The following is a 19,096-nucleotide window of genomic DNA, read 5'->3' on the forward strand; positions in this document are numbered from 1 at the left end:
TAGCGACCTGATTTTCCCCCGAACATGGGGATCGATAGTGCGTGTTAAGGAGAAGCAACATGCAAGAAGGGCAAAACCGTAAAACATCGTCCCTGAGTATTCTCGCCATCGCTGGGGTGGAGCCGTACCAGGAGAAACCGGGCGAAGAGTATATGAACGAAGCCCAGCTATCGCACTTCAAGCGTATTCTTGAAGCATGGCGTAATCAACTCCGGGATGAAGTCGATCGCACTGTGACGCACATGCAGGACGAAGCCGCCAACTTCCCCGATCCGGTCGATCGCGCCGCGCAGGAAGAGGAGTTTAGCCTGGAGTTACGTAATCGTGACCGTGAGCGCAAACTGATCAAAAAGATCGAGAAGACGCTGAAGAAAGTGGAAGATGAAGACTTCGGTTATTGCGAGTCCTGCGGAGTGGAGATTGGTATCCGCCGCCTGGAAGCGCGTCCAACAGCCGATCTGTGCATCGACTGCAAAACGCTGGCTGAAATTCGCGAAAAACAGATGGCGGGTTAATCCCGTTCGTTTCTACCCTATTTATGACAGGCGGGAGTTTTCCCGCCTTATTCTTTATTGCCCGCAGCATGACTGACTCACACTATATTGGCCGTTTCGCGCCGTCGCCATCCGGCGAACTGCATTTCGGCTCGTTAATCGCCGCCCTCGGCAGCTATCTACAAGCCCGTGCGCAACGCGGAATTTGGCGCGTTCGCATAGAGGATATCGACCCCCCACGTGAAGTTCCCGGTGCCGCAGCGACCATTCTGCGCCAGCTGGAACATTACGGCCTGCACTGGGATGGCGAGGTCTTATGGCAATCACAGCGTCATGAGGCTTATCGCGAGGCGCTGGCCTGGCTTCATGAGCAGGGACTGAGCTACTACTGCACTTGCCCCCGCTCGCGCATTCAGCGTCTGGGCGGTATTTACGACGGCCATTGCCGGACGTTATGCCACGGGCCGGAGAATGCCGCCGTCAGAATTAAACAGCAGCATCCGGTGATGCATTTCTATGATGCCTTGCGCGGCGACATCCAGGCTGACCCACAGCTGGCGAGCGAAGATTTTATTATCCACCGCCGCGACGGACTGTTTGCTTATAATCTGGCCGTGGTGGTCGACGATCATTTTCAGGGGGTGACGGAGATCGTCCGCGGCGCAGATTTAATCGAACCCACTGTCCGACAACTTTCTCTGTATAAACAGTTTGGCTGGCGTGCGCCTGGTTACGTGCACCTTCCGCTGGCGCTCAACGAACAAGGCGCTAAACTTTCCAAACAAAATCATGCCCCTGCGCTTGCGACAGGCGATCCGCGCCCGGTACTGGTCCAGGCATTGCGCTTTTTAGGCCAACGCGACGTCGTAGCGTGGCAGGAGATGTCTGTTGAGGAGTTGCTGCGCTTTGCAGTGACGCACTGGAGGCTTACAGCCGTACCCACATCGGCTAATGTAAATCCGGCATTCTCAAATGCGTCTCGCTGAGCTATGATTAGCCGCTATTTTTGCTCATCGTCTTTCGCATTGCTGCGGCGTTAATGATGCTTACAGCCCAGGTCGCGTTGCTCTCTTACGCCCGTCTGCCGTAATGCGAAAGACATAGAGTAAGTTGATCTTATTAATGTATGACACTACCGAGGTGCGCTATTTTTACCCGAGTCGCTAATTTTTGCCGTAAGGTGTTAAGCCGCGAGGAGAGCGAGGCAGAACAAGCCGTCGCCCGTCCACATATGACGATTATCCCGCGTGAACAGCACGCTATCTCCCGCAAAGATATCAGTGAAAATGCCCTCAAGGTACTGTACAGGCTGAACAAAGCGGGCTATGAAGCCTACCTGGTCGGCGGCGGCGTCCGCGATCTCCTGCTCGGCAAAAAGCCGAAGGATTTCGACGTGACCACCAACGCAACACCGGATCAGGTACGGAAATTATTCCGCAATTGCCGTCTGGTGGGGCGTCGTTTCCGCCTGGCTCACGTGATGTTTGGCCCGGAAATTATCGAAGTGGCAACGTTTCGTGGTCATCATGAAGGCAGTGAAAGCGACCGTACAACCTCCCAGCGTGGGCAAAACGGTATGCTGCTGCGCGATAATATCTTCGGCTCTATCGAAGAAGATGCCCAGCGCCGCGATTTCACCATCAACAGCCTTTACTACAGCGTAGCGGATTTTACCGTGCGCGATTACGTCGGCGGAATGCAGGATCTGCAAGAAGGCGTGATTCGCCTGATCGGCAATCCGGAAACGCGCTACCGCGAAGATCCGGTTCGGATGCTGCGCGCCGTGCGTTTCGCTGCGAAGCTCAATATGCGTATCAGCCCTGAAACGGCTGAGCCAATCCCGCGTCTGGCTACCTTGCTAAACGACATTCCTCCCGCGCGCCTGTTCGAAGAGTCGCTGAAGCTGTTGCAGGCGGGGAACGGTTTTGAAACCTATCAACAACTGCGGGAATACAACCTCTTCCAGCCGTTGTTTCCTACCATTACGCGTTATTTCACCGAAAACGGCGACAGCGCAATGGAACGCATCATTGCGCAGGTGTTGAAGAATACGGATAACCGCATCCGTAACGAGATGCGCGTTAATCCGGCATTTTTGTTTGCCGCCATGTTCTGGTATCCGCTGCTGGAGATGGCGCAAAAAATCGCTCAGGAGAGCGGTCTGGCCTATTACGACGCTTTCGCGCTGGCCATGAATGACGTGCTGGATGAGGCCTGCCGTTCACTGGCGATCCCGAAACGTCTGACCACACTTACCCGTGATATTTGGCAGCTTCAGTTACGGATGTCGCGACGTCAGGGCAAACGCGCCTGGAAACTGATGGAACATCCCAAGTTCCGCGCCGCGTTTGATTTACTGGAGCTGCGCGCTCAGGTGGAAAATAATACTGAACTGCAACGTCTGGCGCAGTGGTGGGCCGAGTTTCAGGCTTCCGCGCCGCCGGAACAAAAAGGGATGCTCAACGAGCTGGACGACGATCCTGCTCCACGCCGCCGCCGTTCACGTCCGCGCAAACGCGCGCCGCGCCGCGAGGGCACCGTATGACGATCGCGTATATCGCGCTTGGCAGTAATCTGGCCTCTCCGCTGGAGCAGGTCAATGCCGCCCTGAAGGCTATCGCCGACATTCCCTATAGCCGTATCGTCACGGTGTCTTCGTTTTACCGCACGCCGCCGCTTGGCCCACAGGATCAGCCGGACTACCTGAACGCCGCGGTGGCGCTGGATACCGCCCTCGCCCCCGAAGAATTGCTTAACCATACCCAGCGCATTGAGCTGCAACAGGGCCGGGTGCGCAAAGCCGAACGCTGGGGGCCGCGCACGCTGGACCTCGACATTATGCTGTTTGGCGATGAAGTCATTAACACCGACCGTCTGACCGTGCCGCACTACGATATGAAAAACCGCGGCTTTATGCTGTGGCCGCTGTTTGAAATCGCTCCTGATCTGATCTTTCCGGATGGTATCAGCCTGCATCAGCATCTCACCCATCTTGGTGCTGCAAAACCCGCCCACTGGTAAAACATCGCCTCCCCTTTAGCGTTTACTGCTTTAGCGCCAAACGATTGCTTAAATCAATTGCCCCCCTGAATATGACTGTTAGAATGCCGGGAAATATAACTTTTACCATCAGGAAACGTTATGAAACCCACCACTATTTCACTGCTGCAGAAATGCAAGCAAGAGAAAAAACGCTTCGCGACAATTACCGCCTACGACTACAGCTTCGCTAAGTTATTTGCCGACGAAGGTATCAATGTGATGCTGGTTGGCGACTCGCTGGGCATGACGATTCAGGGGCACGACTCCACCCTGCCGGTCACCGTGGAAGATATCGCTTACCACACTCGTGCCGTGCGACGTGGCGCGCCCAACTGTCTATTGCTCTCCGACCTGCCGTTTATGGCTTACGCCACCCCGGAACAGGCATGTGAAAACGCGGCTATCGTGATGCGTGCGGGGGCCAATATGGTCAAAATTGAAGGCGGCGCCTGGCTGGTTGATACGGTGAAAATGCTCACCGAACGCGCCGTACCGGTTTGTGGTCATCTGGGGCTAACGCCCCAGTCGGTGAATATCTTCGGCGGCTATAAAATTCAGGGCCGCGGCGACGCCGGACAAGTGCTGCTGGATGACGCGCTGGCTTTAGAAGCGGCTGGCGCTCAACTGCTGGTGCTGGAGTGCGTGCCGGTTGAGCTGGCGAAGCGCGTCACGGAAGCGCTGTCGATTCCGGTGATCGGCATCGGCGCGGGCAACGTCACCGACGGTCAGATCCTGGTGATGCACGATGCGTTTGGCATCACCGGCGGCCATATTCCCAAATTCGCGAAAAATTTCCTTGCCGAGGCGGGCGACATGCGCGCCGCTGTACGGCAGTATATGGCTGAAGTGGAGTCCGGCGTTTATCCGGGCGAAGAACACAGCTTTCACTAATTTTTCTGACCGTGCCGGATGGCGACGCGACGCGTCTTATCCGGCCTACAGATCCTCAACGGATGTAGGCCTGATAAGCGCAGCGCCATCGGGCAGGATCATCAAGCAACTCAAGGAGTTTTGTTGTGCTAATCATTGAAACCCTGCCGCTGCTGCGCCAGCATATTCGTCGTCTGCGTCAGGAAGGTAAACGCGTCGCACTGGTTCCCACCATGGGCAACCTGCACGACGGCCATATGAAGCTGGTCGATGAGGCAAAAGCCCGGGCTGATGTGGTGATCGTCAGCATTTTCGTCAACCCGATGCAGTTTGACCGGCCGGACGATCTGGTGCGTTATCCGCGCACGCTGCAGGAAGATTGTGAAAAGCTGAACAAACGCAAAGTCGATTATGTCTTTGCGCCAGCCGTTGAGGAAATCTACCCACAGGGGCTGGAAGGCCAGACGTACGTTGATGTTCCCGGCCTCTCTACCATGCTGGAAGGCGCCAGCCGTCCGGGCCACTTCCGCGGCGTCTCGACTATCGTCAGCAAGCTGTTCAACCTGATCCAGCCGGATATCGCCTGCTTTGGCGAGAAGGATTTCCAGCAACTGGCGCTGATCCGCAAAATGGTGGCGGATATGAGTTATGACATTGAGATCGTCGGCGTGCCGATTATTCGCGCCAAAGACGGTCTGGCGCTCAGCTCACGTAACGGTTATCTGACCGCAGAGCAGCGCAAAATTGCGCCGGGTCTACACAACGTGATGAATAGCATCGCTGAAAAACTGATTGCGGGTAATCGTGAGCTGCAAGAGATTATTGCCATTGCCGAACAGGAACTGAATGAAAAAGGCTTCCGTGCCGACGACATTCAAATCCGTGATGCCGACACGCTGCAGGAGCTGACGGAAACCAGCAAACGCGCAGTGATTCTGGCCGCCGCCTGGCTGGGTCAGGCGCGTCTGATCGATAATCAAAGCGTTACATTAGCCCAGTAGACAGGGGTTAAAAATCGGGCAATACTGCCTGAGAATTTCCAAAGCAGGCCACAAGCGCCTGCTTAGCCAAGGTAAACGACAGGGTAAAGAAGTTATGATTCGCACCATGCTGCAAGGCAAGCTCCACCGCGTAAAAGTCACGCAGGCGGACCTGCACTACGAAGGTTCCTGTGCCATTGACCAGGATTTCCTTGATGCCTCCGGTATTCTGGAAAACGAAGCGATTGATATCTGGAACGTGACCAATGGGAAACGTTTCTCAACCTATGCGATTGCGGCTGAACGCGGCTCCAGAATCATCTCGGTGAACGGTGCGGCGGCGCACTGCGCCGAAGTTGGCGACATTGTGATTATCGCCAGCTTCGTCACCATGTCTGATGAAGAAGCGCGTACATGGCGTCCGAAAGTGGCCTATTTTGAAGGCGACAACGAAATGAAGCGCACCGCGAAAGCTATTCCGGTACAGGTTGCCTGATTTTCAATAATAGGACAACCCTTCCAGAAAAACATATTTTGGGATGGGTTGTCTTTTTTTTAAATCACCAATAAATAATATTATTTATTATTTATCTTATTGCTTAAATAATAAAACATTAGCTTTACTTAAAAGAACATAAAGTATTTCTAATGGATAGTTTTATTCCTTTTCATCGCAACTCTCTATAAAATCCGCCTCGAAATATAATATTTCAACAAATAAGATATATAAATATATTTTATTTATCTTTATCACTAAAATATGGATATTCTAAATGTTTTTCAGAAAATATGGCGTAGCCGCTTTTATTGCAATGACTTTGGGTGCCGGGTCTGCAATGGCAGCAGATCCAGATACGGGTACTATTACTTTCCACGGTCTGGTTTCTAACAATACCTGTAAAATCTCTCTTGATAATAAAATAGATCAAGACGGTAATGATTTTGACATTACTCTGGATACCGTTTTTGTTAAAAACTTCGCTACCGCACTGGGTGCTAACAGTACTCTGGGCGAAAAACAGTTCACTCTGAATCTGAGCGAATGTGATAACGCAACGGTAAAAGATGCCTCCGCTCAGTTTAATTCCTGGGGCGGTTCCAGTTCAACGTCAGGTGGTCTGTTAGTACCACCGGCTAATCTGCAAGGAGCAGCAGAAAACGTTAACCTGGTGCTGGCTAACAACGGTAACGGCGCTACCGATCTGATCAAAATTGACCAGACTAACAACACGCAGAAAGCCACTATTTCCGCTGATGGCACCGGTGACCTGTTCTACCGCGTAGCCTACACCCAGGGCCAGAAGTGGAATGCAGACACCAGCCCGGTAACGGCAGGAACCGTACAGGCACAAGTTGCCTTCACCGTTATTTATAACTAATCCTTTGTATTTAAAAAGATTAGCCAATCCCTCAGCGGCTGTGCTGGGGGATTTTAATTTTAAAGTATACCTACAGGGAGGGTAAAATGGTCAATACGGTTATTACAAAGGGATTTAAAACCACCTGCTTCGCTGCCGCGGCCTTCACGGCATTTGCCACATTCCAGGCAAACGCGGATATCGTCATTTCCGGAACACGTATTGTGTACCCAGCGTCATCAAAAGACGTGATTGTGAACCTGGATAACCGGGGCAATAAACCTCTACTGGTGCAAACCTGGCTGGATGACGGGCGTGACGGTGTTGACCCGCAGGAGCTAAAACTGCCGTTTGTCATTACACCTCCGGTATCTCGTATCGATCCACAAAAAGGGCAATCCTTGCGTATTACGTATATGGGTAGCGCATTACCTCAGGATCGGGAATCGCTGTTTTGGTTTAACGTGCTGGAAATTCCGCCAAAATCAAAAGCGAAAGAAGGCGAGAGTTTAAATCAACTTCAACTCGCCTTTCGCACGCGGATCAAATTATTTTTCCGCCCGGACGGCCTGAAAGGCACGCCTGGCGATGCGGCGGCAAACCTGAAATGGTCGCAGAAAAAAGAAGGCAATACGCTTTCACTATTTGCCCAAAATGACAGCGCGTACAACGTTTCTATTTCCAACGTAAAATTTAAAGTGGGCGGTAAAGAATATACCGTCGACAGCAAATCCGTTTTACCCTTTAGCGGGGTCAGCATGCCCGTAAAAGGCCTTTCGAATAATATTAACGGTACCGTTATCTATAACACCATTAATGATAATGGCGGCACAAATAAACGAGAAGCCAAAATAGACTAATCAATTATAACAATTACGTACCAATGTAGTGGGCCATTCTGGCCCACGTTAATTATTCGGAAAAACAATGCTATTTCAACGCTCATTATTATGTCTTACTATTGGCGCTGCACTCCCTTTTTCCGTTTCTGCTGCAAATTCAGCAGCAGAAAAAACCGTTGCTGAGTCGGACGAAGCCGTAGAATTTAACGAACAATTTTTACTTAATAGCAGCGCTAATATCGATATTAGTCGCTATGCATATGGCAACCCGGTGCTTGCCGGAACCTATCGTGTGAAAGTGAATCTTAACAATGCGTTGAAATCTACCTCTGAAATTACCTTTAATGAAAACGGTACGCCACGCGCCAGTGCATGTCTGACGCCGCTTTTACTCACCCAGGCAGGCGTTGATCCCGCCGCAATGCGCGATGACGTTGAGGTCGACGACGACAACACGTGTCTGGATATAAAAAAATACTACCCCGGTGCGACGGCGAATTACGATTCCGGCAAACAGGCCATGGATCTCAACTTCCCGCAGATTTATATCCTGAAGCGTCCTGCCGGGTATGTTGACCCCTCACTGTGGGAAGATGGCGTTCCGGCGGCCATCGTCTCTTACGATATGAACGCCTGGCACAGTGAAGGCAATGGCACAACGTCCGATACCGCTTACGTGGGGCTACGTTACGGTTTAAATATGGGACCGTGGCGTTTGCGTTCCCGAGGTAGCCTTAACTGGAACAAAGATACCGGTAGCGAATACAACAATCAGGACGTTTATTTACAGCGAGATATCACCGCGCTGAAAGCGCAAATGGTGATAGGCGACTCCTACACCCGTGGCGATGCGTTTGACTCCTTCAGCCTGAGCGGGATACGGATGTATAACGATGACCGCATGTTACCGATGGGCTCCAGCAACTACGCGCCTGTTATCCGCGGCGTCGCCAACAGCAATGCCAAAGTCACGGTGATGCAAAGCGGCAATAAAATCTACGAAACCACCGTACCGCCGGGGGCGTTCGAGATTAACGACCTTAGCACCACAGGTTATGGTAACGATCTGCTGGTCACCGTAGAAGAAGCGGACGGCAGCAAACGCAGCTTTACCGTTCCCTTTTCGTCAGTCACCCAAATGTTACGCCCCGGCGCGACACGCTGGGATATCGGCGTCGGCGAGCTGAACGATGATTCTTTACATGATAAACCGCAGGTGGGTTACGCGCAGTTTTACTATGGCCTGAACAACACCTTTACCGGCTATATCGGCGCGCAATATACCGATATGAATTTCTATGCTGGGTTATTAGGTCTGGCAATGAACACCGGTATTGGCGCATTCGCCTTTGATGTGACGCAATCTCACGCCAGTATTGATGATTTAGGCACGCTCAGCGGGCAAAGCTACCGGCTGACCTACAGCAAAATGATCGAGGCGACCAATACCTCATTTAACGTCGCCGCTTATCGTTTTTCTACTGAAGACTACCTCAGCCTGAATGACGCCGCGTCTTTGCAAGACAGCGTCAAACATCAGCAATATGCCCAGCAAAGTTATCGCTCAGGCGATGAGTTATATGACGATTACCAACGTACCAAAAATCAGGTGCAAATCAGCATCAACCAGCCCTTAAACCAGGGAGAAACAACCTGGGGTTCTGTGTATGTCAGCGGAACATGGCAGGACTACTGGAATGATGCGGGCTCCACGGCCAACTATAGCGTGGGTTACAACAACAGTTTTGCCTACGGCAGCTATAGCGTGTCATTACAACGCGCCTATGACCAGAACGGCAGTAAAGACGACAGCGTCTATTTAAGTTTCAGTATTCCGTTGAGTATGTTCTCGCACAACGGGGAACGCTCTGGCGGTTTCTCCAATATCAACATGGGTCTGCGTTCTGACATGAAGGGCGGTACTAACGTCAACTCCACCGCCAGCGGTAATACCAAAGATAGCGACATCAGCTACTCCGTGAGCGCCACCTCCAGCAGCGGTAATTACGGCAACCTGAATCAGGTAAGTGGCTTTGGCTCCCTTAACAGCAGCTATGGCCCATTAGGGCTTTCCGCCTCGTTTGGCGACGACAATAGCCAGCAATATTCCGCCAGTTACAGCGGTGGCATGGTGCTGCATTCTGGCGGCGTGGCGTTCGCGCCGGGCAGCATTGGCGAAACCGACGCCGTCGCGCTGGTGAAAGCCAGCGGCGCACAAGGCGCAGGACTGGGCTACAGCAGCAGCGAAATCGGCAGTTCGGGCTATGGCATTTTACCGTATATGTCAGCCTACCGCGAAAACCGGGTGTCGCTGGATATCAGCACACTGGAGAACGATGTTGAAATCAAAAGCACCAGCACGGTTACCGTACCGCGTAGCGGCGCCGTCGTGCTGGTGAATTTTGAAACCGATGAAGGTCGCTCACTGATTCTGGAATTACTGCGTAGCGATAAAGGCTTTATTCCTTTAGGCGCAGATGTCCTTAACGAGAAAAATGAAACTGTCGGTACCGTAGGCCAGGCCGGACAGGCGTACGTGCGCGGCGTAGAACAGCAAGGCGAACTTCGCGTGGTGTGGGGCAGTGGTAAAGAAAGTACCTGTACGGTGCGTTACCAATTAGCTGAAACCACGGCAAAAGCGGGACTCACCCCCGTACTGAGCAATCAACTTTGTCACATGTAATGACCTGTTTAGGGAAAAACTAATGAGAGTTTATATGAAAAGAAACCGCCTCAGTCTTCCCATCGCGGCACTTGCCGTAATGGCAGCTTCTGGAAGCGCGCTTGCCGCTAACTCCACTAACCTGGATGTTAATTTCACGGCCACAATTTTAGAGACGACGTGTAACATGAAACTGGTCGGTGGTACAGGCTCCGACACGGTACAGGAATTAATCATTGGTAATAGTAGTGGTGAAGTTCGTATTGATGATGTAAGAGCGGGAACAGCAACGGCAGATTTTAAATTAGTGATTGTTGAATGCCCGGCATCGCTTCAATCATTAAAGACATCAATCAACGGAACGCCATCCGGGTATTCAACAAAAATATTAACGAATGGAACAAAAGGCTCAGCCGACTATATGGGGGTGTCAGTAGCGCGCGCATCCAAACCAGATGAACCTTTTGTTATTAACTCCACCGCCGATTCAGAACGTCTGGTCTGGAGTGAGGTAGAAATTAACAATAAAGAGGTTCCGCTGATCGCCATCATGAAAGAGACCAAGGCAAATTCGGCTACCACCGGGGCTTTCTCAGCCGTTGCGACTTTCGTATTTAGCTACGAGTAATTAACGCAGATCTACGGAGCATCACTATGAAATTTACATCAGCTTTAATCACATTATCCGTTTCTGCCGTCTTATTCTCTGGAGTGGTCAGAGCCGCTATTACCGGTACCGACAGTGTACAAATGACCTTTAAGACCACAGTGACAACCGGTACCTGTAAAGCTATCGTCGTTAATGGTGACGGAAAAAATGTCAGCACCATTGGCTATGGTGAGACATATAAATCGGATCTTAACAAGAAAGCGATGCCGCTGAGCATTGTCTTGAGCAATTGTTCCGGCGTAACCATCGCAGAAGTAGAAGCAAAAGCGGGCACCGGCGGCACCTGCTCCGGTGATAATTTAGACGGCGATTCTTACGCGGCGGGCCTGAATACCGCCTTCGAAATTTGGGGCGGCGATGCAGACACGGGGGTGAAACTGTCTTGTAAAACGCCACCAGCCGCACAGAAGGTGACCATTACCAACGGTGCGGGTACCTACCCAATGACGTCACGCATTGTGGTGGCAAACGGTAAAAGCCTGAGCGACGTCACCGCCGGCGATGTCACGGCTCCGGTCACCTTTGTTGTGACATACCCTTAATTTTCAGGTGCTTTGTTCATGCAACAATTACTGTTTCTTTTACGCCAGCCCGGCCTTGTGTTGCTTATGGGTCTGACGGGCGGGTTTTGGTCTGGCATCAGCCAGGCGGGTTCCAATTTGGATATCAATCTGACCGCCAGTATTGTTAACAGCACCTGCAAACTCAGTCTGGAAAACGGGGGGGAAGTCTACCTTCCCAACGTCACGCGGGCATGGTTTTACAATAACGACGGCAGCAGTAAATATGCGCCTACCGACGAAGCGGGCGGCACGCCTTTTAACGTGCGTCTCGAAAACTGTGCAGATAACAGTAGCATCAAGCAGTTGATGTTCAGTTTTACGCCGCAATCCGGTTTTTGGAGCAATCAAAACCAGGTTTTCAAAAATGATGCCACAACAGGCGCGGCGCAAAACGTGGGTATCGTCATTTTCTCGGCAGACTATAAAACTAACGTCTTAAACAGCGATGGCAGTTCTAACGTGGTTTACGACGTCAGCGGAAAAAGCAGTTCGCTGTATTTAACGGATTATCAGTTTTACGCGCGCTATCAGAATACGGGCGCAGTTGTCAGCGGCGTTGTCACCAGCAACGTGTTGGTTGACGTCAGCTACGAATAAAAGGATTTATGATGAAGCTATCCCCTTATCTGGCCGCACTGTTATTGTTGAGCGCATCCGGCGCAGCCTATGGTGCTATGGAATGTAAATTTTACAATGGCGATACACGACAGATAATGTCGCCAGGCGTTCAACCAATCATTACCTTTCACCCCTCGGTGCAAACCGCCACGCTGCTGGCTAGCGGTATTACGATGGAATTAACGCCGGAAATGCATAGCCACTGTGCAGTGGGGGATGATGGAGAGAACATTTACCAGATGACGGACAACACCTTACTTGAAGGGTATGTCGACGGTAAGGCGTTGTTTCGCACTAATATACCCGGCATTACGTATGCCATTGGGTTATACCCCGCAGGGAAAGGCATTACCGGATGGTTTCCCGTCAATTCCGGTCAATATTATATGACCGCTTATGCTGACGACAACGAAGGCTATTTCGACCATGAAAAAAAATGGTACGCCGTGATGGAAATCTACCAGATGCCCGGCTTTAATGGCGTACCTTCAGGAGTCGGTTTTATTAGCTCAATCGGCGGCCCATTGGGGCACATTGTTCTCGGAGACCCCGTAGGTTCTGAATCTGACCATCCTCGCCCGCTAATCACCATTTCTGATATGATGTTTAACATTCCATTCTCCGAACCGACCTGTATTCTTACCGCGCCCACCACCGTGAATTTAGGTGATTGGTACCGAAGCGACCTGGAGAAAGATCAGACCACCGAGGTGCCTTTTCAGATTACCGGAACCTGTACCGGGACGATTGAAGTCTCGTTCGTGGCGAAATCCTCATATACCAATGCGGATAAGAACCTGTTCACCAACTCGATTACCAGCAACTCAAGCGTTACCGCGGCTGGCGGCGTCGGCGTAAAAATAAGCTCACCGGCCTATCCGCAAATTCATGCCGACAGTACGCCAGAAGTCATTGCCGTGGGCGAGATAATCGGGAGGCCGGTGACCTCAGTAAACGCCAACTTTAAGGCAAAGCTGGTCAAAACAGGGACGGAGGCCGTGACACCCGGTATTTTCGGATCGTCTGTCACCTTCCAGGTAACCTACGAGTAAACTACCCCTGCGGCTGGTTGCTGATCAGCCGCGACATGGTTTCCAGCGAATCCGTGCGCAGAATATACAGCCTTTTGAGCAACATCGGATTATCCCCCGGCTTCACCTTCCCTCTCACCGTGGTGACCGCCAGATGGAAACCGGCGTCTTTTGCTGCTTTGATCGCGGTCGCGTTATAGCCGCCAAAGGGATAAGAAAGATAAAATACGTGCGGAGTAAACTGTGCGAGCGCCCGCCGCGAGCGTTCAAAATCAAACAGAATATTATGGTAGCTGCGGCTATATAAAATCGGGCGACGATGCCCGTCTACCCGGTGTAAAAAATGGGTATGCGACTGAAAATCAAAAACGTCGCTTATCTTGCGCAATTCGGACACGCTCATAAATTGCAGCGACCTGGGATTCCATGTTTGCGGATGGCGCTTAATACGCGATGAGATAATAAATGCCGTCGCTTTCATACCGTACTGCTTTAATACCGGATACGCATAGCGACTCACCGATTTAAGGCCATCGTCAAAGGTGATAACCACCGCGCGCGCCGGGAAATTGGCGCGGTTATAGATGTAATCCTCCAGTTGGTACATTGTCAACGTGGCATAGCCGCGATCGCGAAGCCAGGTCATTTGGTTGCTGAATGCCCGAACCGAAGTCGTGGTGGACGTATGGCGAAAACGGGTATTCTCTTCATCACGTAAGATGTGATGATAGGTCAAAATCGGAATGCCGTTGTCTTCCTGCGCATCCATGGCGCTGACATAAGCCAGCCTGTCGCCAATACGGATCTGATACCAGGTTTGATGTAGCCGACCTTGCAGCTTGCTAATAATGGGGTAACGCAAATTATCCACCAATACGCCAAACGGGGCGCTACTGATGTCCGGCGCGTTATACACCGGCGTGTCCTTCCAGGTCACCAGATTCTGATTGCTGAGCGGCTTGTTAAGATCGCCCAGGCCATCTTCCACTTTTTGTTTTCCCTGCACGGATTCCAGATGGCCTTTATCGATAAAGCCCACACCGAAGCCGAATTTAAAGGCATAATAATCAGCCGCAACAGGCGTTACGGAAAGAATTTGTCCGGCGCGGATATTCCCTACGGTCACCATTTTGTCGCCAATCTGCGACCAGATGGCGGCATCTTTCGTCGTTTGCATATAACGAGCGGGCAAGGCAGCCAACACATTACCGGCGAAAAAGAACAGCAAGATAAGAACAACGCGCATAACCATATATCATAACCGAGGCGAAAAAACGCCGTCATTGTAGCAAAAGCGTCGTCAATGGTATTGATCAAAACTCATACGAATCATGCAGCAATACAAAAGGCGGATTTTTCTGCTGCTGATGCCAGAGACTGGTGACATCCGGCGCGCCAAGCGCGACAATCTGGTCGCGAAATGCTGAACTGCTCATTGACTCTCGCCAGGGAATCATTTCCTCCATCAATGAATAGCTAACACCGGAAATAACTTCACATTGAGAATGTTTATGGCTCATCAGCGACGCTACACGATAAGGCGCCGCGCCGGAAATGTCGGTTAAAAATATCACGCCTTCACCGGAGTCGGTGGCATGGAGGGCGTCACACATCATGCGGCTGAGCATATTTACGCTTAACCCACGCCAGAAATTGACCGCCCGACACTGCGCCAACGGCCCATATTTCTTTTCAAGACCTTCGAGCATTTCCTGCGCCCGATCGTCATGACAGGAAATGACCCATCCCAGCATAACTTCTCCTCCATTGAGCTCCAATCCTGCATGATGTCAGCATGTTTTTTTGGCCGACAACACACTATGACCACGATCATTTTTTATTCAAAAAAATTTGCATTATTTTTAAAATTGTTAGCAGCCTTCATAGAATCTGGCCCATTAAAGGGTAATCACGGCGATTCAATTAAACAAACACTCACCAAAATAATTGATTAAATATATATTATAAATATTTCATATTTATGTATTCTGAATTTTTCTTCGCGCCGCAAAAATCATCGGACATTATATTTACTCATTCGGCAATAAAAAGAACAATAACTTCCCACACTATAGATATTGTTACTATGTCAATATTTATAATATCTTAAAGGATCAAAGATAATGAAACTCACCTTAAAAACACTCACTGTGGCACTGGCTGCCATCACCCTCTCCCCCGCCGCGCTGGCCGACACCGCCAAAGACGGCACCGTACATATCACCGGCCTCATTAAGCAAAACGCCTGTACGGTAAAAACGGATTCAGTAGAGGTGACATTACAGGACGAATTTGCCTCTCTTTTTACTGCCGCAGGGCAGACGGCAGGGGATAAAGACTTCACCATCGAACTCGAAAACTGCGACGCAAACGTCTACAGCAGTGTACAGGCGCGCTTTGAAGGCACACTCGACGGAACCGATGCGACCATCCTGAAAAATGAGGATGATGCTGAGAATATTGGCGTGCAAATTCTTGATAAATCTAGCACCCCTATGACCTTTAACGATCTTCAGGCATGGTCTGCCGCAGTCGCGCTCACAGAGGGGGTGACGGAACTCTCAATGCCTTTCACCGCCCGCTATATCTCCACCGCGGTTCCCGTTAAGTCGGGAACGGTCGATGCAACCGCAACATTCTATCTGCAATATAACTGATCCTGGCGGCCAGCGTCGGCTGGCCCCTTTGTTTATTGAGGTCATCAATGAATTCATTGGCTAAAGCAGGGTTGCTTTGTTGCCTGTTGTGCGGTTCGCTGGCGCATGCCGCAGGGATAAACATCGGCACAACGCGGGTTATTTTTCACGGCGATGCCAAAGATGCGTCCATATCGATAAGCAATAACGACAACGTTCCCTATTTAATTCAGTCCTGGGCGCAATCGATCAGCGAAACCGGGGCGAGCGGCGATGCGCCGTTTATGGTCACCCCGCCGCTTTTTCGCCTTAATGGCGGGCAAAAGAACGTACTACGAATTATCCGTACCGGCGGCAATTTGCCGGAAGATCGCGAGTCGCTGTACTGGCTGGATATTAAATCGATTCCCAGCAGCAATCCGGACAATAAACACAACACACTCATGCTGGCCGTTAAAGCGGAATTTAAGCTGATTTACCGGCCAAAAGCGTTAACCCAAAAACCAGAAGAGGTTGCCGATCGGTTAACGTGGTCGCGTCAGGGTCGCACGCTCACCGTGAAGAACCCCACGCCCTATTATATGAACTTCGCCACCCTTTCCGTTGGCAGTCAAAAAGTGAAAGCCCCGCGCTATGTGGCGCCTTTCGGCAACGCGCAGTACACGCTGCCTGCCGCCGCCAGCGGCCCGATTGTCTGGTCTATCATCAACGATTTTGGCGGTATTGGCCCCGAACATAAACAAACGCCTTGAGAAGAGTGACAGGGATGAGAGTGCCGATGTGCAAAAGGCAACACCGGGTATTTTATTTATCGCGCTGCGCTGTGTGTATCGCGCTGGGCAGCACGTTCACACACGTTGCATGGGCGCGCGACTATTTCAATCCGGCATTTATTGAAAACCATGGGCAGGCGAATCGCACAAGCGTCGATCTGTCGACATTTGATAACGACAAAAGCCAGCTGCCTGGCACCTATTACGTCACTATCAATATCAATAAAACAGAAATCGGCGCACGAAACGTTGATTTTCAACTCGCGACGCTCAGTGACGGTCAACAGGCATTACAGGGCTGTTTACGGCTCCAGGAACTAAAAGATAACGGCGTCAAAACCGACCTTTTTCCAACGCTGGAGAGTGAAAAAGGCTGCGTCGATCTCAACGTTATCCCCGGCGCCAGCCAGCGGTTTGATTTTCAGCGACAGGCATTATCAGTAAGCATCCCGCAACTCTACATCGCCAACAACGCGCGCGGCTACGTACCGCCGGAAAAGTGGCAGGAGGGGATTACCGCGCTGATGCTGAACTACAGCTTCAGCGGCTATAAAGAGTACGGTTCCAGCGAGGATTCCGACGATGCGGAATCGAAGTATCTCGCTCTCCAGCCGGGTTTTAACCTCGGGCCGTGGCGTTTTCGCAACTACAGTAACTGGAGTTCAAATAACGGCGAGAGCGGTAGCTGGAACAGCGTTTATAACTATTTACAGCGCGACATTATCGCGCTGAAAAGCCAGTTCACCGCCGGAGACAGCAATACGCCATCCGACGTGTTCGACAGCGTACCTTTTCGCGGCCTCCAGCTCACCTCTGACGATCAAATGCAGCCCAACAGCCAGCGTGGTTACGCCCCGACGATTCGCGGCATCGCCCGCTCAAACGCGCAGGTTATCGTGCGGCAAAACGGCTATATCGCCTATCAGACCGCCGTTTCGCCGGGCGAATTTGAAATCAACGATATGTTTCCCACCGGCAGCAACGGCGACTATGACGTAACGGTAAAAGAAGCCGACGGCAGCGAACAGCATTTTATCGTGCCCTACTCTTCGCTGCCGATTCTGCAGCGCACCGGACGGGCAAAATACAGCGTGACGGTGGGTAAATATCGCGATTATAACAACCACACGCTGGACGACTTCGGCCAGGCAACCCTGCTGTACGGCCTGCCGTGGGGCATCACCCTGTACGGCGGCAGCCAGATTGCCGGCGATAAATACCAGTCCGTCGCCTTCGGCGTCGGGCAAAATATGCAGATGCTGGGGGCCATTTCCCTGGACGGCATCTGGTCGCACGCCAAATTTGACGATGGCCGCAAAGAAATCGGGCAATCCTGGCGCGTCCGCTACAGCAAGGGCGTCGTCAGTACGGGCACCACGTTTTCGCTGGCTGGCTATCGTTACGCCAGCGAAAACTACAATTCGCTGAGCGAGGTGATCAACCCGGACGACGATTTTTATGATAACTACGGCAAGCGCCATAATCGTTTCGAAGCCTCGGTCAACCAGCAAATTAGCGATACGCTCGGTTCCTTAACGCTAAGTTGGGTAAAAGAAGATTACTGGCACAGCGCGCAGCAGATGGAGTCTCTGAGCGCCAGCTACAACAATAGCTGGGGTCCGGTGAGCTATACGCTGAGCTACAGCTATAACAAAAACACCTACCAGTACCGATCGGACAATGACGATGATGATAACGACGACGATCGTTATAACCAGAACGATCGGCTGTTCACGCTGTCGCTGCACGTTCCGTTTACGGTGTTCGATTCCAGGCTATACGCCAGCTATATGCTGAACACGCGTAAGCACGATGCCACGGTGAACAGCACCACCCTTAGCGGCACCGCGCTGCGTGACAGAAACCTGAACTGGTCGTTACAGCAGAGCCACAGCACACAAGACGGTGATTCCGGCGGGGTAAACGCCAGCTATAAAGGCACTTATGCCAACCTCAACGCCGGTTACAATCAGTCGCCAGATAGCCAACAGGTCAGCTACGGCATCAGCGGCGGCATTCTGGCGCACGAAAACGGTATTACCCTGAGCCAGCCGATTACCGGCGCGGCGATTTTAATTAAAGCGCCCGGCGCCAGCAGCGTTTCGGTTGAAAACCAGACCGGCGTCGCCACCGACTTCCGGGGTTATACGGTGATCCCCAACGTCACGCCGTATTATCGCTACGATATCTCGCTCGACAGCAGCACGTTTGCCGACAACGTGGATATTCCGCTCAACAACCAGACCGTCTACCCGACGCGTAATGCGGTGGTGCGCGCGGCGTATGACACGCATAAGGGCTATCGCGTGTTGTTAACGCTGACGCGCAGCAATGGCGAGCCCGTGCCCTTTGGCGCGACGGCAAGCGTCGATGGGCAGGATGCGAACCTGGCCAGTATCGTCGGCGATAAAGGCCAGGTCTTCCTCAGCGGCCTGCCGGAAGAGGGTCTGCTACTGGTGAACTGGGGAAGCGCCTCTTGCCGCGCGGATTACCACCTGGATATCAGCAAAAATATGAACGGCATCGTGATGGCGAACGCCGTCTGCCAGTGAGGAAC

19 protein-coding genes are annotated in these 19,096 nt (G+C 51.7%); 17 read left to right on the plus strand and 2 right to left on the minus strand.

Going from position 1 to position 19,096, the window contains the following annotated elements:
* Positions 1-59: 59 nt before the first annotated feature.
* The 14 genes from dksA to NA330_RS08155 all read left to right on the plus strand — a co-directional run bounded on the left by dksA (position 60) and on the right by NA330_RS08155 (position 13,151).
* Entirely contained in the window at positions 60-515 is a 456-nt protein-coding gene (gene dksA, locus NA330_RS08090) for an RNA polymerase-binding protein DksA (protein ID WP_001155232.1), read from the plus strand.
* A gap of 68 nt (positions 516-583) precedes the next feature.
* The gene (gene gluQRS / locus NA330_RS08095; protein WP_023138976.1) at positions 584-1,480 is read left to right on the plus strand and encodes a tRNA glutamyl-Q(34) synthetase GluQRS; all 897 of its coding nucleotides are present in this window, start codon (positions 584-586) and stop codon (positions 1,478-1,480) included.
* Between the two features lie 161 nt (positions 1,481-1,641).
* Positions 1,642-3,039: a polynucleotide adenylyltransferase PcnB gene (gene pcnB / locus NA330_RS08100; RefSeq protein WP_204355897.1), complete on the plus strand. Its 1,398-nt coding sequence runs from the start codon at positions 1,642-1,644 to the stop codon at positions 3,037-3,039.
* Entirely contained in the window at positions 3,036-3,515 is a 480-nt protein-coding gene (folK, locus tag NA330_RS08105; RefSeq protein ID WP_023241702.1) for a 2-amino-4-hydroxy-6-hydroxymethyldihydropteridine diphosphokinase, read from the plus strand. Before pcnB ends, folK begins: the two co-directional genes overlap by 4 nt.
* A gap of 120 nt (positions 3,516-3,635) precedes the next feature.
* Positions 3,636-4,427: a 3-methyl-2-oxobutanoate hydroxymethyltransferase gene (panB, locus tag NA330_RS08110; RefSeq protein ID WP_000805489.1), complete on the plus strand. Its 792-nt coding sequence runs from the start codon at positions 3,636-3,638 to the stop codon at positions 4,425-4,427.
* Between the two features lie 125 nt (positions 4,428-4,552).
* Positions 4,553-5,407 carry a pantoate--beta-alanine ligase gene (gene panC / locus NA330_RS08115; protein ID WP_000905349.1) on the plus strand — a complete coding sequence of 285 codons (855 nt, stop codon included), beginning with the start codon at positions 4,553-4,555 and terminating at the stop codon, positions 5,405-5,407.
* 94 nt (positions 5,408-5,501) lie between these two features.
* Positions 5,502-5,882: an aspartate 1-decarboxylase gene (panD, locus tag NA330_RS08120; protein WP_000621526.1), complete on the plus strand. Its 381-nt coding sequence runs from the start codon at positions 5,502-5,504 to the stop codon at positions 5,880-5,882.
* 277 nt (positions 5,883-6,159) lie between these two features.
* Positions 6,160-6,765: a Stk fimbria major subunit StkA gene (stkA, locus tag NA330_RS08125; protein ID WP_000466114.1), complete on the plus strand. Its 606-nt coding sequence runs from the start codon at positions 6,160-6,162 to the stop codon at positions 6,763-6,765.
* An 86-nt stretch (positions 6,766-6,851) separates the two neighbouring features.
* On the plus strand, positions 6,852-7,604 hold the full coding sequence (locus NA330_RS08130; protein ID WP_000248430.1) for a fimbrial chaperone: 753 nt from the start codon (positions 6,852-6,854) through the stop codon (positions 7,602-7,604).
* 67 nt (positions 7,605-7,671) lie between these two features.
* Positions 7,672-10,269 (plus strand): outer membrane usher protein, encoded by a 2,598-nt coding sequence (locus NA330_RS08135; RefSeq protein ID WP_023241701.1) that lies wholly within the window; start codon positions 7,672-7,674, stop codon positions 10,267-10,269.
* 22 nt (positions 10,270-10,291) lie between these two features.
* Complete coding sequence (locus NA330_RS08140) at positions 10,292-10,876, plus strand: fimbrial protein (RefSeq protein ID WP_001267119.1); 585 nt, start codon at positions 10,292-10,294, stop codon at positions 10,874-10,876.
* Between the two features lie 26 nt (positions 10,877-10,902).
* Positions 10,903-11,460 carry a fimbrial protein gene (locus tag NA330_RS08145; RefSeq protein WP_000673424.1) on the plus strand — a complete coding sequence of 186 codons (558 nt, stop codon included), beginning with the start codon at positions 10,903-10,905 and terminating at the stop codon, positions 11,458-11,460.
* 18 nt (positions 11,461-11,478) lie between these two features.
* Positions 11,479-12,078 (plus strand): fimbrial-like protein, encoded by a 600-nt coding sequence (locus NA330_RS08150; protein ID WP_001186616.1) that lies wholly within the window; start codon positions 11,479-11,481, stop codon positions 12,076-12,078.
* Between the two features lie 11 nt (positions 12,079-12,089).
* Positions 12,090-13,151: a fimbrial protein StkG gene (locus NA330_RS08155; RefSeq protein ID WP_023241700.1), complete on the plus strand. Its 1,062-nt coding sequence runs from the start codon at positions 12,090-12,092 to the stop codon at positions 13,149-13,151.
* A gap of 1 nt (position 13,152) precedes the next feature.
* On the opposite strand, the gene NA330_RS08160 is transcribed toward NA330_RS08155, so the two are convergent.
* Together NA330_RS08160 and NA330_RS08165 are read right to left on the minus strand one after the other, a co-directional pair.
* The gene (locus NA330_RS08160) at positions 13,153-14,382 is read right to left on the minus strand and encodes a polysaccharide deacetylase family protein (protein ID WP_024146287.1); all 1,230 of its coding nucleotides are present in this window, start codon (positions 14,380-14,382) and stop codon (positions 13,153-13,155) included.
* Between the two features lie 61 nt (positions 14,383-14,443).
* A complete protein-coding gene (locus tag NA330_RS08165; RefSeq protein ID WP_000901958.1) occupies positions 14,444-14,884 on the minus strand; it encodes a PTS sugar transporter subunit IIA in 441 nt (146 codons plus the stop codon).
* A gap of 369 nt (positions 14,885-15,253) precedes the next feature.
* On the opposite strand from NA330_RS08165, the gene stiA reads away from it, so the two are divergent.
* The 3 genes from stiA to NA330_RS08180 are packed head-to-tail and all read left to right on the plus strand — an operon-like array spanning position 15,254 to position 19,091.
* Positions 15,254-15,787: a Sti fimbria major subunit StiA gene (gene stiA / locus NA330_RS08170; RefSeq protein ID WP_000779122.1), complete on the plus strand. Its 534-nt coding sequence runs from the start codon at positions 15,254-15,256 to the stop codon at positions 15,785-15,787.
* A gap of 47 nt (positions 15,788-15,834) precedes the next feature.
* Positions 15,835-16,518 carry a fimbrial biogenesis chaperone StiB gene (stiB, locus tag NA330_RS08175; protein ID WP_001086402.1) on the plus strand — a complete coding sequence of 228 codons (684 nt, stop codon included), beginning with the start codon at positions 15,835-15,837 and terminating at the stop codon, positions 16,516-16,518.
* A gap of 26 nt (positions 16,519-16,544) precedes the next feature.
* Entirely contained in the window at positions 16,545-19,091 is a 2,547-nt protein-coding gene (locus NA330_RS08180) for a fimbrial outer membrane usher protein (RefSeq protein ID WP_023241699.1), read from the plus strand.
* The last annotated feature ends 5 nt before the right edge of the window (positions 19,092-19,096 follow it).

This window comes from Salmonella sp. NW722 (assembly GCF_051702785.1).
Taxonomy (GTDB): Bacteria; Pseudomonadota; Gammaproteobacteria; order Enterobacterales; family Enterobacteriaceae; genus Salmonella; species Salmonella enterica.

Coding starts and splice junctions, on each gene's coding strand:
- dksA (WP_001155232.1), top strand. CDS start 60: ATGCAAGAAGGGCAAAACCGTAAAACATCGTCCCTGAGTATTCTCGCC.
- gluQRS (WP_023138976.1), top strand. CDS start 584: ATGACTGACTCACACTATATTGGCCGTTTCGCGCCGTCGCCATCCGGC.
- folK (WP_023241702.1), top strand. CDS start 3,036: ATGACGATCGCGTATATCGCGCTTGGCAGTAATCTGGCCTCTCCGCTG.
- panB (WP_000805489.1), top strand. CDS start 3,636: ATGAAACCCACCACTATTTCACTGCTGCAGAAATGCAAGCAAGAGAAA.
- panD (WP_000621526.1), top strand. CDS start 5,502: ATGATTCGCACCATGCTGCAAGGCAAGCTCCACCGCGTAAAAGTCACG.
- stkA (WP_000466114.1), top strand. CDS start 6,160: ATGTTTTTCAGAAAATATGGCGTAGCCGCTTTTATTGCAATGACTTTG.
- NA330_RS08130 (WP_000248430.1), top strand. CDS start 6,852: ATGGTCAATACGGTTATTACAAAGGGATTTAAAACCACCTGCTTCGCT.
- NA330_RS08135 (WP_023241701.1), top strand. CDS start 7,672: ATGCTATTTCAACGCTCATTATTATGTCTTACTATTGGCGCTGCACTC.
- NA330_RS08140 (WP_001267119.1), top strand. CDS start 10,292: ATGAGAGTTTATATGAAAAGAAACCGCCTCAGTCTTCCCATCGCGGCA.
- NA330_RS08145 (WP_000673424.1), top strand. CDS start 10,903: ATGAAATTTACATCAGCTTTAATCACATTATCCGTTTCTGCCGTCTTA.
- NA330_RS08150 (WP_001186616.1), top strand. CDS start 11,479: ATGCAACAATTACTGTTTCTTTTACGCCAGCCCGGCCTTGTGTTGCTT.
- NA330_RS08155 (WP_023241700.1), top strand. CDS start 12,090: ATGAAGCTATCCCCTTATCTGGCCGCACTGTTATTGTTGAGCGCATCC.
- NA330_RS08160 (WP_024146287.1), bottom strand. CDS start 14,382: ATGGTTATGCGCGTTGTTCTTATCTTGCTGTTCTTTTTCGCCGGTAAT.
- NA330_RS08165 (WP_000901958.1), bottom strand. CDS start 14,884: ATGCTGGGATGGGTCATTTCCTGTCATGACGATCGGGCGCAGGAAATG.
- stiA (WP_000779122.1), top strand. CDS start 15,254: ATGAAACTCACCTTAAAAACACTCACTGTGGCACTGGCTGCCATCACC.
- stiB (WP_001086402.1), top strand. CDS start 15,835: ATGAATTCATTGGCTAAAGCAGGGTTGCTTTGTTGCCTGTTGTGCGGT.
- NA330_RS08180 (WP_023241699.1), top strand. CDS start 16,545: ATGTGCAAAAGGCAACACCGGGTATTTTATTTATCGCGCTGCGCTGTG.